Origin of the sequence: Pseudomonas sp. BIC9C (assembly GCF_034541995.1) — a bacterium.
GTDB classification, from domain to species: Bacteria; Pseudomonadota; Gammaproteobacteria; order Pseudomonadales; family Pseudomonadaceae; genus Aquipseudomonas; species Aquipseudomonas fluorescens_CC.
The window spans coordinates 1,542,575-1,558,034 of sequence record NZ_JAWDGM010000001.1; the positions used below are offsets into that span (position 1 = coordinate 1,542,575).

Annotated in this window: 14 protein-coding genes and 1 pseudogene; 10 read left to right on the forward strand and 5 right to left on the reverse strand. The window is 59.8% G+C overall.

The features are described from left to right. The first annotated feature begins 140 nt into the window (after positions 1 to 140). The 5 genes and pseudogenes from acs to RS887_RS07200 all read left to right on the forward strand — a co-directional run bounded on the left by acs (position 141) and on the right by RS887_RS07200 (position 7,633). A complete protein-coding gene (gene acs, locus RS887_RS07180; RefSeq protein ID WP_322614875.1) occupies positions 141 to 2,078 on the forward strand; it encodes an acetate--CoA ligase in 1,938 nt (645 codons plus the stop codon). 157 nt (positions 2,079 to 2,235) lie between these two features. Beyond that, positions 2,236 to 3,105 (forward strand): oxygenase MpaB family protein, encoded by an 870-nt coding sequence (locus RS887_RS07185; protein ID WP_322614876.1) that lies wholly within the window; start codon positions 2,236 to 2,238, stop codon positions 3,103 to 3,105. Positions 3,106 to 3,270: 165 nt separating this feature from the next. After that, entirely contained in the window at positions 3,271 to 4,287 is a 1,017-nt protein-coding gene (locus RS887_RS07190; RefSeq protein WP_322614877.1) for a class I SAM-dependent rRNA methyltransferase, read from the forward strand. 105 nt (positions 4,288 to 4,392) lie between these two features. Next, a pseudogene (locus RS887_RS07195) lies at positions 4,393 to 7,337 on the forward strand (DUF748 domain-containing protein). Further along, positions 7,337 to 7,633 carry a DUF2845 domain-containing protein gene (locus RS887_RS07200; protein WP_322614878.1) on the forward strand — a complete coding sequence of 99 codons (297 nt, stop codon included), beginning with the start codon at positions 7,337 to 7,339 and terminating at the stop codon, positions 7,631 to 7,633. Before RS887_RS07195 ends, RS887_RS07200 begins: the two are co-directional and overlap by 1 nt. A 179-nt stretch (positions 7,634 to 7,812) precedes the next feature. On the opposite strand, the gene RS887_RS07205 is transcribed toward RS887_RS07200, so the two are convergent. Together RS887_RS07205 and RS887_RS07210 are read right to left on the reverse strand one after the other, a co-directional pair. After that, positions 7,813 to 8,169, reverse strand: a complete 357-nt coding sequence (locus tag RS887_RS07205) for a BON domain-containing protein (protein ID WP_111288421.1) — start codon at positions 8,167 to 8,169, stop codon at positions 7,813 to 7,815. A gap of 300 nt (positions 8,170 to 8,469) precedes the next feature. Further along, entirely contained in the window at positions 8,470 to 8,883 is a 414-nt protein-coding gene (locus RS887_RS07210; RefSeq protein WP_322614879.1) for a pilin, read from the reverse strand. A gap of 227 nt (positions 8,884 to 9,110) precedes the next feature. Here RS887_RS07210 and RS887_RS07215 point away from each other — a divergent pair, with 227 nt between their 5' ends. The 4 genes from RS887_RS07215 to yacG are packed head-to-tail and all read left to right on the forward strand — an operon-like array spanning position 9,111 to position 12,019. Further along, positions 9,111 to 10,328: a type II secretion system F family protein gene (locus RS887_RS07215; protein ID WP_322614880.1), complete on the forward strand. Its 1,218-nt coding sequence runs from the start codon at positions 9,111 to 9,113 to the stop codon at positions 10,326 to 10,328. Between the two features lies 1 nt (position 10,329). Beyond that, positions 10,330 to 11,202 carry an A24 family peptidase gene (locus tag RS887_RS07220; RefSeq protein WP_322614881.1) on the forward strand — a complete coding sequence of 291 codons (873 nt, stop codon included), beginning with the start codon at positions 10,330 to 10,332 and terminating at the stop codon, positions 11,200 to 11,202. Beyond that, positions 11,199 to 11,822, forward strand: coding sequence for a dephospho-CoA kinase (gene coaE, locus RS887_RS07225; protein WP_322614882.1), 624 nt, complete (start codon positions 11,199 to 11,201; stop codon positions 11,820 to 11,822). Before RS887_RS07220 ends, coaE begins: the two co-directional genes overlap by 4 nt. Further along, positions 11,819 to 12,019, forward strand: coding sequence for a DNA gyrase inhibitor YacG (gene yacG, locus RS887_RS07230; RefSeq protein WP_008022439.1), 201 nt, complete (start codon positions 11,819 to 11,821; stop codon positions 12,017 to 12,019). Before coaE ends, yacG begins: the two co-directional genes overlap by 4 nt. A gap of 34 nt (positions 12,020 to 12,053) precedes the next feature. Here yacG and RS887_RS07235 read toward each other — a convergent pair whose 3' ends face one another. Together RS887_RS07235 and RS887_RS07240 are read right to left on the reverse strand one after the other, a co-directional pair. Next, positions 12,054 to 12,743, reverse strand: a complete 690-nt coding sequence (locus RS887_RS07235) for an energy-coupling factor ABC transporter permease (protein WP_322614883.1) — start codon at positions 12,741 to 12,743, stop codon at positions 12,054 to 12,056. A 128-nt stretch (positions 12,744 to 12,871) separates the two neighbouring features. Continuing rightward, positions 12,872 to 13,804: a LysR family transcriptional regulator gene (locus RS887_RS07240; protein WP_322614884.1), complete on the reverse strand. Its 933-nt coding sequence runs from the start codon at positions 13,802 to 13,804 to the stop codon at positions 12,872 to 12,874. A gap of 121 nt (positions 13,805 to 13,925) precedes the next feature. On the opposite strand from RS887_RS07240, the gene RS887_RS07245 reads away from it, so the two are divergent. Continuing rightward, entirely contained in the window at positions 13,926 to 14,168 is a 243-nt protein-coding gene (locus RS887_RS07245; protein WP_322614885.1) for a DUF2790 domain-containing protein, read from the forward strand. Positions 14,169 to 14,176: 8 nt separating this feature from the next. Here RS887_RS07245 and RS887_RS07250 read toward each other — a convergent pair whose 3' ends face one another. Then, positions 14,177 to 15,445: an OprD family porin gene (locus RS887_RS07250; RefSeq protein WP_322614886.1), complete on the reverse strand. Its 1,269-nt coding sequence runs from the start codon at positions 15,443 to 15,445 to the stop codon at positions 14,177 to 14,179. Between the last annotated feature and the right edge of the window lie 15 nt (positions 15,446 to 15,460).

Here is a 15,460-nt window from a genome sequence, read left to right on the forward strand (position 1 = left end):
CTCACATTCAGCATCATCGTTGAATGTCAGACCGTCTTCGCGAGCAAGCCCGCTCCCACAGTTGTTTTGCATCTGACTTGAACCCATTGGTCACTCGGCGCATCTTTATCCTTGTCGCAAAACAAGCATAAGGAACCGTCATGTTCGATATCAGCACGTTCCCCAAAGCCGATGCCGTCCGCCGGGCTGCACAATTGAGTCAAGACGACTACCACCGCCTGTACCGCGAATCCGTCGAACACCCCAGTACGTTCTGGGCCGAACAGGCCACGCGTTTTCTCGACTGGAGCAAACCGTGGGACTCCGTCCAGCGCTACAACCTGAAAACCGGTGAGGCCAGCTGGTTTGCCGGCGCGCAATTGAACGTCAGCTACAACTGCATCGACCGGCACCTGGAGAAACGCGGCGATCAGGTCGCCATCATCTGGGAAGGCGATGACCCCGCCGAGTCCACCCAAATCACCTACAAAAAACTGCATCACCACGTCTGTCGACTGGCCAACGTGCTCAAAAGCCGTGGCGTGAAGAAAGGCGACCGCGTGTGCATCTACATGCCGATGATCCCCGAAGCCGCCTATGCCATGCTCGCCTGTGCGCGGATCGGTGCGATTCATTCAGTGGTGTTCGGCGGATTCTCCCCGGACTCGCTGCGTGACCGGATCCTCGACGCCGACTGCCGCACCGTGATCACCGCCGATGAAGGCGTGCGTGGCGGTAAATTCGTGCCGCTCAAACACAACGTCGACAAGGCCCTGCAAAGCTGCCCCGATGTCAGCAGCGTGATCGTGGTCGAGCGCACCCAAAACCAGGTGAATTGGGTTGAAGGCCGCGACCTCTGGTATCACCAGGTGCTACGCGACGTCAGCGACGATTGCCCACCCGAACCAATGGGCGCCGAAGACCCGCTGTTCATCCTCTATACCTCAGGCAGCACCGGCAAACCCAAAGGCGTGTTGCACACCACTGGCGGCTACCTGCTACAAGCGGCGATGACCTTCAAATACGTGCTGGATTACCGCGACGGCGAAGTGTTCTGGTGCACCGCCGATGTCGGCTGGGTCACCGGCCACAGCTACATCGTGTACGGCCCGCTGGCCAACGGCGCGACCACGCTGATCTTCGAAGGCGTGCCGAGCTACCCGAGCACGTCGCGTTTCTGGCAAGTGATCGACAAGCACAAGGTGAACATCTTCTACACCGCCCCCACCGCCCTGCGTGCCCTGATGCGCGAAGGTCCCGAGCCGCTGAAGGAAACGTCACGCCAAAGCCTCAGATTGCTCGGTACCGTCGGTGAGCCGATCAACCCGGAAGCGTGGGAATGGTACTTCCATGAGGTCGGCGAAGAGCGCTGTCCGATCGTCGATACCTGGTGGCAGACCGAAACCGGCGGCATCATGCTCAGTCCTTTGGTCAGCGCACAGCGGATAAAACCCGGTTGCGCCACGCAACCGATGTTCGGCGTGCAACCAGCGCTGCTCGACGAGCTGGGCAAGGAAATCAAAGGCGCCGGCAGCGGCGTACTCGCCATAAAGTCCAGCTGGCCGGCGCAGATCCGCAGCGTCTATCGCGACCCGCAACGCATGGTCGACACCTACTTCAAGCCATATCCCGGTTACTACTTCACCGGCGATGGCGCGCGGCGCGATGAGGATGGCGATTACTGGATCACCGGGCGCATCGACGATGTGATCAATGTGTCCGGCCACCGTATCGGCACCGCCGAAGTGGAAAGCGCCCTGGTGCTACACGAGAGCATCGCCGAAGCTGCTGCCGTCGGTTACCCCCATGACATCAAGGGCCAGGGCATCTATGTCTTCGTCACGCCCATGAACGGCGTCGAAACCAACGATGAACTGAAGAAGGAATTACTGGCCCTCGTCAGCCAGGAAATCGGCAGTTTCGCCAGGCCGGATTTGATCCAGTGGGCGCCGGCCTTGCCGAAAACCCGCTCAGGCAAGATCATGCGGCGCATTCTGCGCAAGATCGCCTGCAACGAACTCGATAGCCTGGGCGACACTTCGACCCTGGCAGATCCAAGCGTGGTACAAGGCTTGATCGATAAACGCCTGAATCAATAACGTACTGGCTTTTGTAGGAGCAGCCGGTCGACGCTCGATCGCTCGCGATGAACTCCGACACACCGCGTTTACTCAGGAAACACGCGTTATCGTTAACGTCCATCGTCGGAACGCCGCCCGGAGCCGGCTCGCTCCTACAGAAAATTACAGAGTGGCCATGGAATTCATCCGCACCCGCATCGAAACCCAGATCATGAGCCTGAGCGGTTTGTCCCTGGGCAAACTCGACCTGGAAAACCCCAAGGGCGACCCCGGGCTGTTCGGGCCTGACTCGGTGAGCTGGCAAGTCCATGGCGATTTCAGCAGCATGCTGATCGGTGGCATCGCCGCCCTGATGCTGCAGGCCCTGCACCCGCTGGCACTGGCCGGGGTCTGGGACCATACGAACTTTCGTGAAGACATGCTCGGCCGCTTGCGCCGCACCGGGCAGTTCATCTCCGGCACCACCTTCGGCTCTCGACAGGATGCCGACTGGCTGATCGAAAAAGTCCGCACCATCCATTTGCAGATCACCGGCACGGCGCCGGATGGACGCCCGTACGCCGCCAGCGATCCCGAATTGCTGACGTGGGTGCACGTGGCAGAAGTCAGCCACTTCCTCGCCGCGCATTTGCGCTATCGCAACCCGCATCTTTCACCTGCCGACCAGGATCGCTATTACGCGGAAATAGCCTTGGTCGCCGAACGCCTGGGGGCCCGGGATGTGCCCCGCTCACGGCGGGAAATTGCCGACTACCTCAAGCGCATCCGTCCACAACTGCTGTGCGACGAGCGCAGTCGTGAAGTCCTGCGCCTGCTGCTGAACGCCCCCTCCCCCAGCCGCCTGGCCAGGCCTTTCGGCAGTTTGATGATGCAGGCCGGGATTGATCTGCTGCCGGACTGGGCCAGTGACATGCTCGGCGTCAGCCTGAACGCGCTGCAACGCAAGCTCATCCGCGCCAGCGTCAATCGCAGCGCGCCGATGCTGCGCTGGGCGGTGCGTAATGGCTCGGTGCAGCGGGCTAAACGGCGGATGGGGATTGCTTAGACAGAGCAAAGTCAAAAGCTTCGCGAGCAAGCCCGCTCCCACAGGGGATTTATGTGGGTTGCTAATCCCCCTGTGGGAGCGGGCTTGCTCGCGAAGGCAGCGCCTCGGTCTTGCGTCAAAACTGTTAAACTTCCGCGCCCAATTCCCTCCTGCAAGGCGCCCAGCATGTCTTCCTTGAATCAGGCGCTGCGCGCCGCCCTCGATCAACGCCAGGACCTGCTCGCCGAACTGCACCAGCAAGGTACCGATTGCTATCGCCTGTTCCACGGCAGCCAGGAAGGCGCCGGCGGCCTGACCCTCGACCGCTACGGCCCGCAATTGCTGGTGCAAAGTTTCCACCAGCCGCTGGAACGCGAGACGCTGCTGCAACTGCACGAAGCGATCAATCAACACTTGGGTTTTGACACCCTGCTGGTCTACAACGACCGCTCCCGAGGCAACTCGCGCATCGATCGCGAAGACACCGTCTACCGCGCCGACGAGGCCGCCCTGCAAGACCTGGTTGGCCACGAATGGGGCCTGAACTATCGGGTGCGTGGCCGCCATGCCGGACAAGACCCGCTGCTGTTCCTCGACTTGCGCAATACCCGTGGCTGGGTCAAGGATCACAGCAAAAACAAAAGCGTACTGAACCTGTTCGCCTATACCTGTGGTGTCGGCCTCAGTGCCGCCGCCGGCGGTGCGCGCGAGGTATGCAACCTGGACTTCGCCGAAGGCAACCTGGCGGTCGGCCGGGAGAACGGTTTACTCAATCCGCAGTTGCCGACCATGGAGTTCATCCAGTCCGACTACTTCCCGGCCATTCGCCAGCTGGCCGGCCTGCCGGTCAGCCAGCGCCGCGGGCAAAAACTGCCAAGCTATCAGCGCCTGGAACAGCGCCAGTACGATTTGGTGCTGCTGGACCCGCCGGCCTGGGCCAAGAGCGCATTCGGCACCGTCGACCTGCTGCGCGACTACCAGAGCCTGCTCAAACCGGCCCTGCTGACCACCGCCGACAACGGCGTGCTGATCTGCTGCAACAACCTGGCGAAAGTCAGCATGGACGACTGGCGCGAGCAGGTTTTGCGTTGTGCAGAGAAGGCCGGGCGGCCGGTGCGTGAGTGGACCGTGATGAAGCCAGGCGCCGACTTCCCGTCGATGGATCAGCAACCACCGTTGAAAACCCTGATTCTGCAGCTCTGACCGTTGCAGGAGAAATCTGAAAGTTCATGAACGGGCCGATCACTTCGGAACCAGAATCGCGTGCCATACTCCAAGGCACTCCGATCCAGACAGATGAAGCCGCACATGTACAAAGGATTGATTCGCGCCCTCGGCGCCTTGTTGACTGCTCTGGCCCTCTACAGCTTGCTGGGTTTTCTGATTTTACCGGGGGTCGCGTTGCGCGTTGCCAATCAGCAACTGGCCAACTACGCCACCACCCCCGCCACGATCCAGCGGATCGAATTCAATCCGTTCAGCCTTGAACTGACCCTTTGGGGCTTGAATATCGGTGAGCCCGGCAAGGAGCAGGTCGGTTTCGAACGCCTGTACGCCAACCTGCAACTCGACAGCCTGTGGACCAAAGCGGTGCACCTGTCCGATGTCGAACTGGTCAAGTCAAAAACCGAAATCCTGTTCAGCAAGGACGGCAAACTCAATCTGCTCGGGTTGTTCAAACTGCCCGCGAGCGAACCCACACCCGCCGACCCGAATGCCAAGCCGTTCCCGCTGCGCATCGAGCGGATCAAGCTGGCCGGCGGTTCCTTGCACTTTGAAGATGCCCGCCCCAGCGAGCCCATCGAGTTTCTCTACGACACACTCGATTTCGAACTGAAAAACCTCAGCACTCTGCCTGAAGACAGCGCCGACATGACCCTGGTGGCTATCGGCCCAAACGGTGGACAGATCGACTGGACGGGTAACTTCAGCCTGATCCCGATCGCCTCCGAAGGTAAGCTGAAAATCACCGATGGCAAGATGAAAGCCTTCTGGCCCTATGTGCGCGATGCCGTACCACTGGACCTCGAAAGCGGCATCATGAGTATCAGTACCGACTACAAACTCAACCTGTCCAAGGAAACCGAGCTGCTGCTGAGCAATGTAGCAGTCAACATTGCCCCCTTCGCGATCAAGGCCCCGGATGGCCGGCCGCTGGTGAAGCTTGAACGCCTGGACGTCAGCGAAACCACCGTGGACCTGGCCAAACAGCAAGTGGTGGTCGGCAAGATCCGCAGCAACAAACTGGAAACCTGGGCCGCGCTGGAATCGGACGGCCAACTCGATTGGCAGAAGCTGTTCGCCAGCCAACCATCAAAACCCGCCGCCAAAGCCAAGGCGGATGCCGAACCGGCCAGCACTCCGGCGGCGGCAGACTCACCGAAACCCGAACCGGCCGCGCCAGGCAAACCCTGGCAGGTGCTGCTCAAGGATGTGCAGTTGCGCGATTACCGGGTGCATCTGGCTGACCGCAAGGCACAACCCGCCGTCGCCCTGGACCTGAGCCCGCTGAACCTCGACCTGCAAAACTTCGACAGCCTCAACGGCTCGCCCTTTACCCTCAAGCTTGATACCGGCGTGGGCAAGCAAGGCAAGCTCCTGGCCGATGGCGAGGTCAACCTGGCGCCCGTCAGCGCCAGACTGAACGTGCAGACCAAGGACATCGACCTGCGGGTCGCCCAGTCCTACATCACCCCGTTCATTCGCCTCGAACTGCGCAGCGGCATGCTCGGCAGCGATCTGGCGGTCAACCTGAAAAGCACCGAGCCCCTGGCCTTCGGCGTTACCGGCCGCGCCCAGGTCGATCAAATGCACACCCTCGACACCCTGAAAACCCGCGATTTCGTCAAGTGGCAACAGGTCGTTGTCGAAGGCCTGAACTATCAGCACGGGGACAGCCTTTCGATCGACAAGATCAACCTGTTCCAGCCCTATGCGCGTTTCATGATCAACGATGATCGCACCACCAACATCGATGACCTGCTGATTCCGCAGCCGGCGGACTCCGGGGCAAAACCGGCAGCGAACAAACCGGCCAGCAACGAAAAACCGTTGGGCATCCACATCGGCGGCATTTTCATCAATGATGGCTCGGCCAACTTCGCCGACTTCAGCCTGACCCCGAACTTCGCCACCGCCATCCAGCAACTCAACGGTCAGATCGGCACTATCGACAGCCGCCAGCCGAAACCGGCCGGTGTCGACGTCAAGGGCAAGGTCGATCGCTACGCGCCGGTGACCATCAAGGGCGCCGTCAATCCGTTCGACCCGATGGCCAGCCTCGACATTGCCACCAGCTTCAAACGCGTGGAACTGACCACGCTGACACCCTACTCCGGCAAGTTCGCCGGCTACCGTATCCGCAAGGGCCGGCTCAATCTCGACCTGCACTACCAGATCACCAGGGGCCAGCTCAAAGCTGAAAACAAAGTGGTGGTCGAACAACTGCAACTGGGTGAGAAAGTCGACAGCCCGGATGCCGTGAGCCTGCCGCTGAAACTGGCCATTGCCTTGCTCAAGGACGTCGACGGCAAGATCTCCATCGAACTGCCGGTGACAGGCGACCTGAACAACCCCCAGTTCAGTGTCATGCCGATTATCTGGCAGACCCTGCGCAACCTGATCGTCAAAGCCGCGGCCGCACCATTCAAGCTCATTGGCGGGCTGGTCAACGGTGGGGGCGCGGAAGATCTGGGCAGTGTGTCGTTCGCAGCGGGTTCCAGCGACCTGAGCAAGGACGCCGAAGGCGCTTTGGACAAACTGTCCAAGGCGCTCAAGGAACGCCCGGCCCTGCGCCTGGAAATCGAAGGCACCGCCGCCCAGAGCAGCGACGGCCCGTTGATCGCCGAACAACGCCTGGAGCGTGAGTACCAGTACAACTACTACAAAATGCTCCAGCGCCGCGGCGACAAGGTCCCGGCCCAGGCTTCGTTGCTGGAAGTGCCGGACGGGGAAAAAGGCCCGCTGCTCGAAGGTATCTATCGCACCCGCCTGAAAACCCAGCCCCCTGCCGAATGGAAGGATCTGGGCAAGGAGGAGCGCACCGCGAAAATGCGTGCCGAGGTGATCAAGTTCTGAGCGCCAGCGACGTGCTGTTGCGTCAACTGGGCCAGGAGCGCGCCAGCAGCATCAAGGATTACCTGGTCGACAAGGCCCAGCTGGAAGATGACCGGGTGTACTTCATCGACGCCAATCTGGGCGAGGCGGAAAGTGATGGCCGCGTGGTGACGCCAATGCATCTGGATGCCGAGTGATGACTCGACGGGTGCTGACAGGCCTGATTCTGGCGCTAGCCGCCAGTCAGGCCGGGGCGGCCGATACCCTGCGCTGTGGCAGCCAATTGATCAGCGTCGGTGATCGTTCGAGTGAGGTTCTCCAGAAATGCGGTGAGCCGGTCAGTCGCGACTTGCTGGGTTACAAGCGCAGTGCAGACCGGCGTGAGGAGTTTCAGGTCGAAGAATGGACCTACGGACCGAATGGCGGCATGTATCAATACTTGCGATTCGAAGGTAATCGGCTGAAACAGATCACCAGCAAACGCGGCAATTGATCAGGCACGCCCCCACAATTGATTGACACCGCTGCAAATAAAACAGGCCCCGGCAAAAATGCGCGGGGCCTGTGGTGGCCTAACTCCGTTTGGCCATTCGCATGAACTCTCAGGTTGCAACAGACGTATGACTCGGCCCGTCTGTCGCGCCCTCTCCCGGTCCAGGCGAGAAGCCTGTCTTATTCAGCTTTGAGGCCGTCAGCGGAGACCGCCTTGACGCCTTTGATTTTCTTGGCGATGGCCACAGCCATGTCTTTTTGCGAATCGGTCACGGCAGTGGTCGACGACAGCGATACTACGCCTTTGTTGGTTTCAACCTTGATGTCGGTACCTGGAATGCCTTTTTCGGTCATCAGGTCGGCTTTGACTTTGGTGGTGATCCAGGTATCGGAAGTAGCTTCTTTAGCCTTGGTCATTTCACTCGCCGCCAGGGTCATTGGAGCCTGGGTGGCTTGAGTGGTCTGGGCGAATGCCGCATTTGCCATGGTCAGAGTCAGCGCGGTAGCAGTAGCGGCAGCGATAGCGAACTTCTTCATACGAGTAACTCCTGTTTTTCTGAAAAGTCTGCCGGGTGTCATGTCGGCAGGGTTACCAAGGGTATTGCGAGCGCTGTGCCAGTTTTGACAAATGAAATAAAGCCTTATAAATCAATAATTTATAAATAAATCCAATTTTCGGAATCATGCAAAATGCACGAGGCGCCGAAACACTGCATGCAAGTTGCGGGTTTATGGAAAGTTCCCAAGATCCTGAATTTCTTCGCTTGCCCTGAAGCTTTTGACGACAGGTCGACAAACAGAAAAAACCCCGCAATGGCGGGGACTTGATTCAGCAATTCACGTCGCGGAACACCCTTTCGGCAAGTAGTCCGGGGATACGGTGCTTTTGCACGACCAGCCTTTGGTTTCGTCCCGTGTCAGGACGACGGTTTTGCCCAGGACCGTCCCCGGGGCATTCTGCAACGTACAAACGATCGATCCCGCCCCCTCCGGAGTCGAAGCCGTCACAGACAGGGCGCAGTGGTTAGTCGATGTCGCGCCGGCGGGCGCCACGTTGGCAATGGTCGGGGTGTCCCCCTGATTGATCACATCCTCGAACGGCACTTTCATCGCAGTCAGCTCGGCCAGCGCCGCCGTGACTTTGGCCCGGGCCTGGTATTTGGAATACATCGGCAGACCCAGTGTTGCCAGGATCCCGATGATCGCCACCACGACGAGCAACTCGATCAGGGTAAAACCTTTTTGATTCATATACAGGCTCCATGCATGAGTCGAAAGCTCATGACCTGCCCCTTGGCAGCACAGCCTGTGCCAAGGCAAAAGCCCCCTGCTGGCCGGGGCCGTGGCGGCTGCAAAGCCCTTTCTTACTACCAGGATCAGCACTATCTGACGTTTTTTGTCACCTCACCCTTGCTGGTTTGGCTCCGTTGATTGACTAGGCTATAAGAGCAACTCAACCGGATTACCCAGGACTGAACATGGCGGTCAAGGCAGCGAAAATCAGCGTGTATGCATGGGAAGGCATCGACCGCAAAGGCACAAAGGTAACCGGTGAGCTCAGTGCTCAAAACCCGGCGCTGCTCAAGGCAAAACTGCGCAAGCAAGGCATCAATCCGGGCAAGGTTCGCAAGAAAAACCATTCTGTTTTCAACATGGGCAAGCGCATCAAGGCCCAGGACATTGCCCTGTTCACCCGGCAAATGGCAACGATGATGAGGGCCGGCGTGCCCTTGTTACAGTCGTTCGACATCATCGGCGAAGGCTTCGACAATCCGGCCATGCGCCAGTTGGTGGATGAGCTGAAACAGGAAGTCGCGGCCGGCAACAGCTTCGCCACCGCCCTGCGCAAGAAGCCCCGGTATTTCGATGAACTGTATTGCAACCTGGTGGATGCCGGCGAGCAGGCCGGTGCCCTCGACACCCTTTTGGAGCGAGTCGCAACCTACAAGGAAAAAAGCGAAAGCCTCAAGGCCAGGATCAGGAAAGCCATGACCTACCCGCTGGTGGTGGTGTTTGTCGCGGCGATTGTCACCGGGATTCTGCTGGTCAATGTCGTACCGCAGTTCGAATCGGTGTTCAAAGGCTTTGGCGCCGAGCTGCCGGCCTTCACCGTGATGGTCATTGGCATGTCGCAATTCATGCAGGCCTGGTGGTGGACGGTCCTTGGCACGCTGATCGCAATGGCCTTCGGTGTGCGCCACGCCCTCAGGACATCCCCGGCCTTTCGTGACCGGATGGACACCTGGCTGCTGAAACTGCCGCTGGTAGGCACCTTGACTTACAAGTCCGCCGTGGCCCGGTTTGCCCGTACGCTGTCGACTACTTTCGCTGCCGGCGTGCCACTGCTGGAGGCCCTGGAATCAGTGGCCGGTGCGACCGGCAATATCGTGTTCAAGCGCGCCGTGTTGCGCATCCGGCAGGACGTTTCGACCGGCATGCAATTGAATTTCGCCATGCGCACCTCGGGCGTGTTTCCGAACATGGCCATACAGATGACCGCCATCGGCGAAGAGTCCGGCGCCCTGGACGACATGCTCGACAAAGTCGCGGATTTCTACGAAAACGACGTCGATAACATGGTCGATAACCTCACCAGCCTGATGGAGCCGTTCATCATGGTGGTGCTGGGTGTTATCGTCGGTGGACTGGTAGTTGCCATGTACCTGCCCATCTTCCAACTCGGCTCAGCGATCTGACATGCCCTTGAATGAAATCCTGATTCACTATCCACTGGCCTTTGTCCTTCTCGCGGGAATCACCGGCCTGCTGGTCGGCAGTTTCCTCAATGTGGTGATCTGGCGCCTGCCGAAAATGCTCGAACGCGAGTGGCGTGTGCAGGCCCATGACATTCTCGGGCTGCCTGGCGAAACGCCGGTGCCGACCTACAACCTGCTGCTGCCCCATTCCCAGTGCCCGCATTGCGGTCACCGGATCCGCGCCTGGGAAAACATTCCGCTGCTCAGTTATGTGTTGTTGCGCGGGCGCTGTTCAGCCTGCGAAGCGGGTATCAGCCCGCGCTATCCGTTGATCGAACTGGCCTGTGGCGCGTTGTCGGCGTTTGTGGCCTGGCACTTCGGCTTCAGTTGGCCAGCCTGTCTGATGCTGATCCTGAGTTGGGGGTTGCTGGCGATGAGCCTGATCGACGCCGAACATCAGATATTGCCGGACGTACTGGTGCTGCCGTTGATATGGCTGGGGTTGATCGTCAACAGTTTCGGCCTGTTCGCGTCGTTGCACGAGGCGCTTTGGGGGGCGATAGCCGGCTACAGCGTGCTGTGGGCGGTGTTCTGGCTGTTCAAGCTGGTCACGGGCAAGGACGGCATGGGCTACGGTGATTTCAAGCTGCTGGCGATGCTGGGCGCCTGGGGTGGCTGGCAGATTTTGCCACTGACCATCCTGCTGTCCTCGCTGGTGGGTGCCATTATCGGGATGATATTGCTGCGCTGGCGCAATGCAAAAACCTCGACGCCGATCCCTTTCGGTCCCTATCTGGCCATTGCCGGCTGGATTGCGTTGCTCTGGGGTGGTCAAATAACCGACCTCTATTGGCAGTTTGTCGGTTTTAAATGAATAGCCCCGTGGAAAAAACCTGGATTCTCGGCCTGACCGGCGGCATCGGCAGCGGCAAAAGCGCGGCCGCCCAGCACTTCATCGATCTGGGTGTGCATGTGGTCGACGCCGATCATGCCGCTCGCTGGGTCGTTGAACCTGGCCGCCCGGCACTGGCACTGATCGCCGGGCACTTCGGCCCCGGCGTGTTGCAGAGCGACGGACAACTGGACCGCGCAGCGCTGCGCAAATTGATCTTCGAAGTGCCTGAAGAACGCCGCTGGCTGGAGGCCCTCCTGCATCCACTGATCGGCGAGGAAATCGCTCACCACCTGGCGCTGGCAAAATCACCTTATGCGATTCTGGTTTCGCCGCTGCTGATCGAGTCCGGGCAATACGCCATGACCCAACGCGTGCTGGTGATCGATGCCCCGGAACAATTGCAGGTTGAACGCACCCTGCAACGTGACCAGACCAGCGAACAGCAAGTCCGGGCGATCCTGAAGGCCCAGGCCAGTCGCCAGGATCGCGTGAGCCATGCCGACGACGTCGTGATCAATGACCGCGACCTTGCCTGGCTGCACAGCGAGGTCGAACGCCTGCATCACTTTTATCTTACTTTGCGTGGAGGCCAGTCATGAGCCAGCCAACAACCGTCGAATGCCCAACCTGTGGCGCCCCCGTGGAATGGACCGCCGAGAGCAAATTCCGGCCATTCTGCTCCGACCGCTGCAAACTGATCGACCTGGGTGCCTGGGCGTCCGAAGAACACAAGATTCCAGTGGCTCCCGATGCCGAGGACGAGTTGTTCAGCGGTGATTTCGACCCGCGTCACTGATCCCGACGGTGGCGATTTCAGGCTTTGATGTGAATCAGGACTTGGGATCGTCGTCTTTCCAGGGGGCCGAGAGGTAGCGGGTGCGGTTGAACGTCTCCAGCCATTCCGGGCAGAACACCACCAGCGCACTGACCACCATGCCGTTGATAAACGCCTCGGGGAAAATGATCAGCCACAGGTAACCGACAAAATCCTCGAGCCAATATGGCATTTCGAAACGCCCATCGAACCACAGCAACCACAGCCCCAGCAGCAGGCACAGCAACGCCGACAGCGCGGCGGCAAAGAATCCGGAAACGAAGATATACACGAAGGGATTTCGTGGCTGCGCACGTTCCACCAGAATGGCGCAGCACTCGGTGACCAGCACCGGTAGCGCAATCAACAGCGCACCATTGACCCCGACCGCCGCCAAATCCTGTCGGCCGAGCAACACCAGCCCCGTTTGGGCAACCAACCCGCCGACCAGCGCCAGCGGCCAGTCCAGCAGCAGGGTTACCGCCGTCATTCCGATCAGGTGATAAGACACGCCGGTATCGAAATCCTGCCGCACCAGCCACAGCAGAAACAGCGCAAACACCGTTCCAAACAGCAGATGCTGACGACGGCTGTCGGTGAACAGTTCAACCCACGGCGCGCGACAGACCGCCCAGATCAACACCGGCACATAGATCAGCCAGCCGGCCGCAAGGGTTTCCGATGACAGCAACTGCGCACCAATCATGGTTCAACACACTCCCGTGTGCGCCATGGCACGATGCCCGCTGACCCTGGTGTGCACATCTACGCGCGACTCCTTGGCGAAAGACAACAGACACTCAGTCTACACCGCCGCTCGCAGGCCCTTCGACGTCAAGCCCAATGCCGCGGATCGTTCATCGCCGCGTCATGTTCGGCGAACAGCTTCGGCAGCTCAGACTTGAGAAAGTCCACCCAGGTGCGGACCTTGGCATCGAGAAAGCGGCGCGAAGGATACAGCGCGTACACATTGCGTTCGCGCAGGCGCCATGCAGGTAACACGCGCAGCAAAGTGCCGTCGCTCAAGGGCCGCGTCGCGGTGTAGAACGGCAGCAGGCTGATACCCATGCCCGCCTCCGAAGCCTTGACCATCGACTCGGCAACATTGCACTGAAAGGTCTTGGCCGGGCTGACGGCGTGCTCGCCGTGCTCGTCCTGGAAAAGCCATTGATCGCTGTACAGCGGGTCGAGCATGCGCAGGCATTGATGGTCGCTCAGCGCCAGCGGATGCTGCGGCACGCCCCGGCGGTGCAGGTAGTCCGGGGAGGCACAGGGTACGCTGTAGATTTGCCCGACGGCCTGCGCAACCATTTGCGAGTCGGCAAGTTCCGGAGCGATCGAAATCACCACATCATGCCCTTCCTCCAGCGGATCGGGATTGCGCTGCGACAAGGTCAGCTCGAACACCACATCGGGATAAAGCTCGCTGTAGCGGGCGATCAACGGCGTGAGCAACACACCCAGGCCGTTCATGCTGTGCACCCGCAGACGTCCGGCCGGATTGAGATGTGCGCCACGGGCCTCGGCCGTCGCCTCATCCATGGCGTCGACGATTTGCCGGCTGCGCAGCAGGAAGCGCTCGCCGGCGTCGGTCAGGCTCAAGCGCCGCGTGGTGCGTTGCAGCAGGCGCGCCTGTACATGTTCCTCCAGATCCGCCACCAATCGGGATACCTGCGCGGTCGACAGATCCAGCGCATCGGCAGCCCCGGTGAAACTGGCGCAGTCCACCACCCGGATGAACACGCGCAAGTTGTTAAGCACATCCATAAGCCCCCCTCGGGCGATGACTGTTACGTTTTATGTAAGGTTGCATCTGCAGTTCGCCCCTTTATCCGTCGGTGGCCAAGACTAAAATTCAGACATCAGAACCGACACGGAGCACGCCAACATGAAAACGTTGATCAGCCTGTTGCTGACCGTCATCGCCACCTCGGCCATGGCCGCTGACAACGAGCCCCTCACGATCCTGTACAACCCGGCGCAGCCACTGGACATCGCCAAGGTGGTTTCGGTGTCGGACACGGCGACCGCGTGCGGGGTTGTACCGGCGACCATGGAGTATGTCGATCATCAGGGCCAGACCCACCGCGTGACCTACGACGTCATGGGTGATTGCACCAGCAACCTGTGATCAATGGCTCACAGCAAGGTCCACGTGTAGCTGAGGATCAAGCGGTTCTCGTCGATGTCACTGCGGTAGTTGGAACGCGCCATCGCATTGCGCACGCGAATGCCAAGGCCTTTGAGGCTGCCACTCTGCAGCACATAGCCGATGTCCAGGTCACGCTCGCGATCCTTGCCTTCGAAACCCTTTCCGGTATCGACATTGTTGCCGCTGATGTAGCGCAGGGTACTGGTCAGCCCCGGTACGCCGAGCGCCGCGAAGTCGTAGTCGTAGCGCGCCTGCCAGGAACGCTCATCGGTGAAGGCGAACTCATAGGTCGGCACTTCGTTGCCCAGCGGCGAGATGTTGGCAAATACCCGTGGAAATGCACTGTCGCCGAACATGCCCTGATAGCCGACGTAAAACGTATGGCCGCCACGCTTGGCCGACAGCAACGAGAAGAACGCCTGGTTGTCGATGTTGCCCAGCAGTTTTTTGCCGTCCTCGCGCGAATCGTAGTAACCGAGGTTGGCGCCGAGGATCCAGTCGCCCACTGGCTCACTGTGCTTTAAACCCAGAAAACGCTGGTTGTAGATATCTTCCAGTTGCCCGTACCAGGCGCTGACCGAGCTGCGCTTGTCATTGAAGGCATAATCAGCGCCGGCAAAATTGAAACCGTCACTGCTGACCTGACGCTGCGGCACATGGCCCAGCATCGCTTGCATCTTTTCGTCGCCAGCCTCGTTGCGCAGGCTGGTTGAACTCAAGTGACCACCCTGCAGCGTCAGGCCATTGATCTCGTTGGAGGTGATGCTTGCGCCCTGATAACTCGGTGGCAGCAGGCGAATATCGCTGAATGCCAACACCGGCAGATTGGGTTGCAGCTCACCGACTCTCAGCTCGGTTTTGGAGTAGCGCATCTTCAATGCGCCTTCCAGGCGGCTGTAGTTGTCCGCCGCGCGGCCGTCGCCCTGCACCGGCAGCAAACCGGTATTGGTTCGGTCCGGAGCGCTGTCGAGCTTGAGGCCGAGCAAGCCGATGACATCCATTCCAAACCCGACGGTGCCCTGCGTGTATCCGGATTTCACGTTGAGGATGAAACCCTGGGCCCACTCTTCAGCCTTCGATTGCTGGTTGGCGCCGACGATGTCGGAATAGTCGCGGCTGAAGTAGTAATTGCGCGCCTGCAACGTCGCGGTGGTGTCTTCGACAAAGCCGGTTTCAGCCGCCATCGCACCCGCGGAAAAACCCGAGACGACAGCCAGGGACAACGCCGAACCGGTTGTTGGGAAAATCTGTTTCATCGTTTTTCTCTTATT

Excerpts from the sequence above, each read along its gene's own strand:
- RS887_RS07205 (WP_111288421.1), bottom strand. The coding sequence starts at position 8,169 with ATGAAGAAGTTCGCTATCGCTGCCGCTACTGCTACCGCGCTGACTCTG.
- RS887_RS07220 (WP_322614881.1), top strand. The coding sequence starts at position 10,330 with ATGCCCTTGAATGAAATCCTGATTCACTATCCACTGGCCTTTGTCCTT.
- RS887_RS07210 (WP_322614879.1), bottom strand. The coding sequence starts at position 8,883 with ATGAATCAAAAAGGTTTTACCCTGATCGAGTTGCTCGTCGTGGTGGCG.
- RS887_RS07190 (WP_322614877.1), top strand. The coding sequence starts at position 3,271 with ATGTCTTCCTTGAATCAGGCGCTGCGCGCCGCCCTCGATCAACGCCAG.
- RS887_RS07215 (WP_322614880.1), top strand. The coding sequence starts at position 9,111 with ATGGCGGTCAAGGCAGCGAAAATCAGCGTGTATGCATGGGAAGGCATC.
- RS887_RS07185 (WP_322614876.1), top strand. The coding sequence starts at position 2,236 with ATGGAATTCATCCGCACCCGCATCGAAACCCAGATCATGAGCCTGAGC.
- acs (WP_322614875.1), top strand. The coding sequence starts at position 141 with ATGTTCGATATCAGCACGTTCCCCAAAGCCGATGCCGTCCGCCGGGCT.
- yacG (WP_008022439.1), top strand. The coding sequence starts at position 11,819 with ATGAGCCAGCCAACAACCGTCGAATGCCCAACCTGTGGCGCCCCCGTG.
- RS887_RS07240 (WP_322614884.1), bottom strand. The coding sequence starts at position 13,804 with ATGGATGTGCTTAACAACTTGCGCGTGTTCATCCGGGTGGTGGACTGC.
- RS887_RS07200 (WP_322614878.1), top strand. The coding sequence starts at position 7,337 with ATGACTCGACGGGTGCTGACAGGCCTGATTCTGGCGCTAGCCGCCAGT.
- RS887_RS07235 (WP_322614883.1), bottom strand. The coding sequence starts at position 12,743 with ATGATTGGTGCGCAGTTGCTGTCATCGGAAACCCTTGCGGCCGGCTGG.
- RS887_RS07250 (WP_322614886.1), bottom strand. The coding sequence starts at position 15,445 with ATGAAACAGATTTTCCCAACAACCGGTTCGGCGTTGTCCCTGGCTGTC.
- RS887_RS07245 (WP_322614885.1), top strand. The coding sequence starts at position 13,926 with ATGAAAACGTTGATCAGCCTGTTGCTGACCGTCATCGCCACCTCGGCC.
- coaE (WP_322614882.1), top strand. The coding sequence starts at position 11,199 with ATGAATAGCCCCGTGGAAAAAACCTGGATTCTCGGCCTGACCGGCGGC.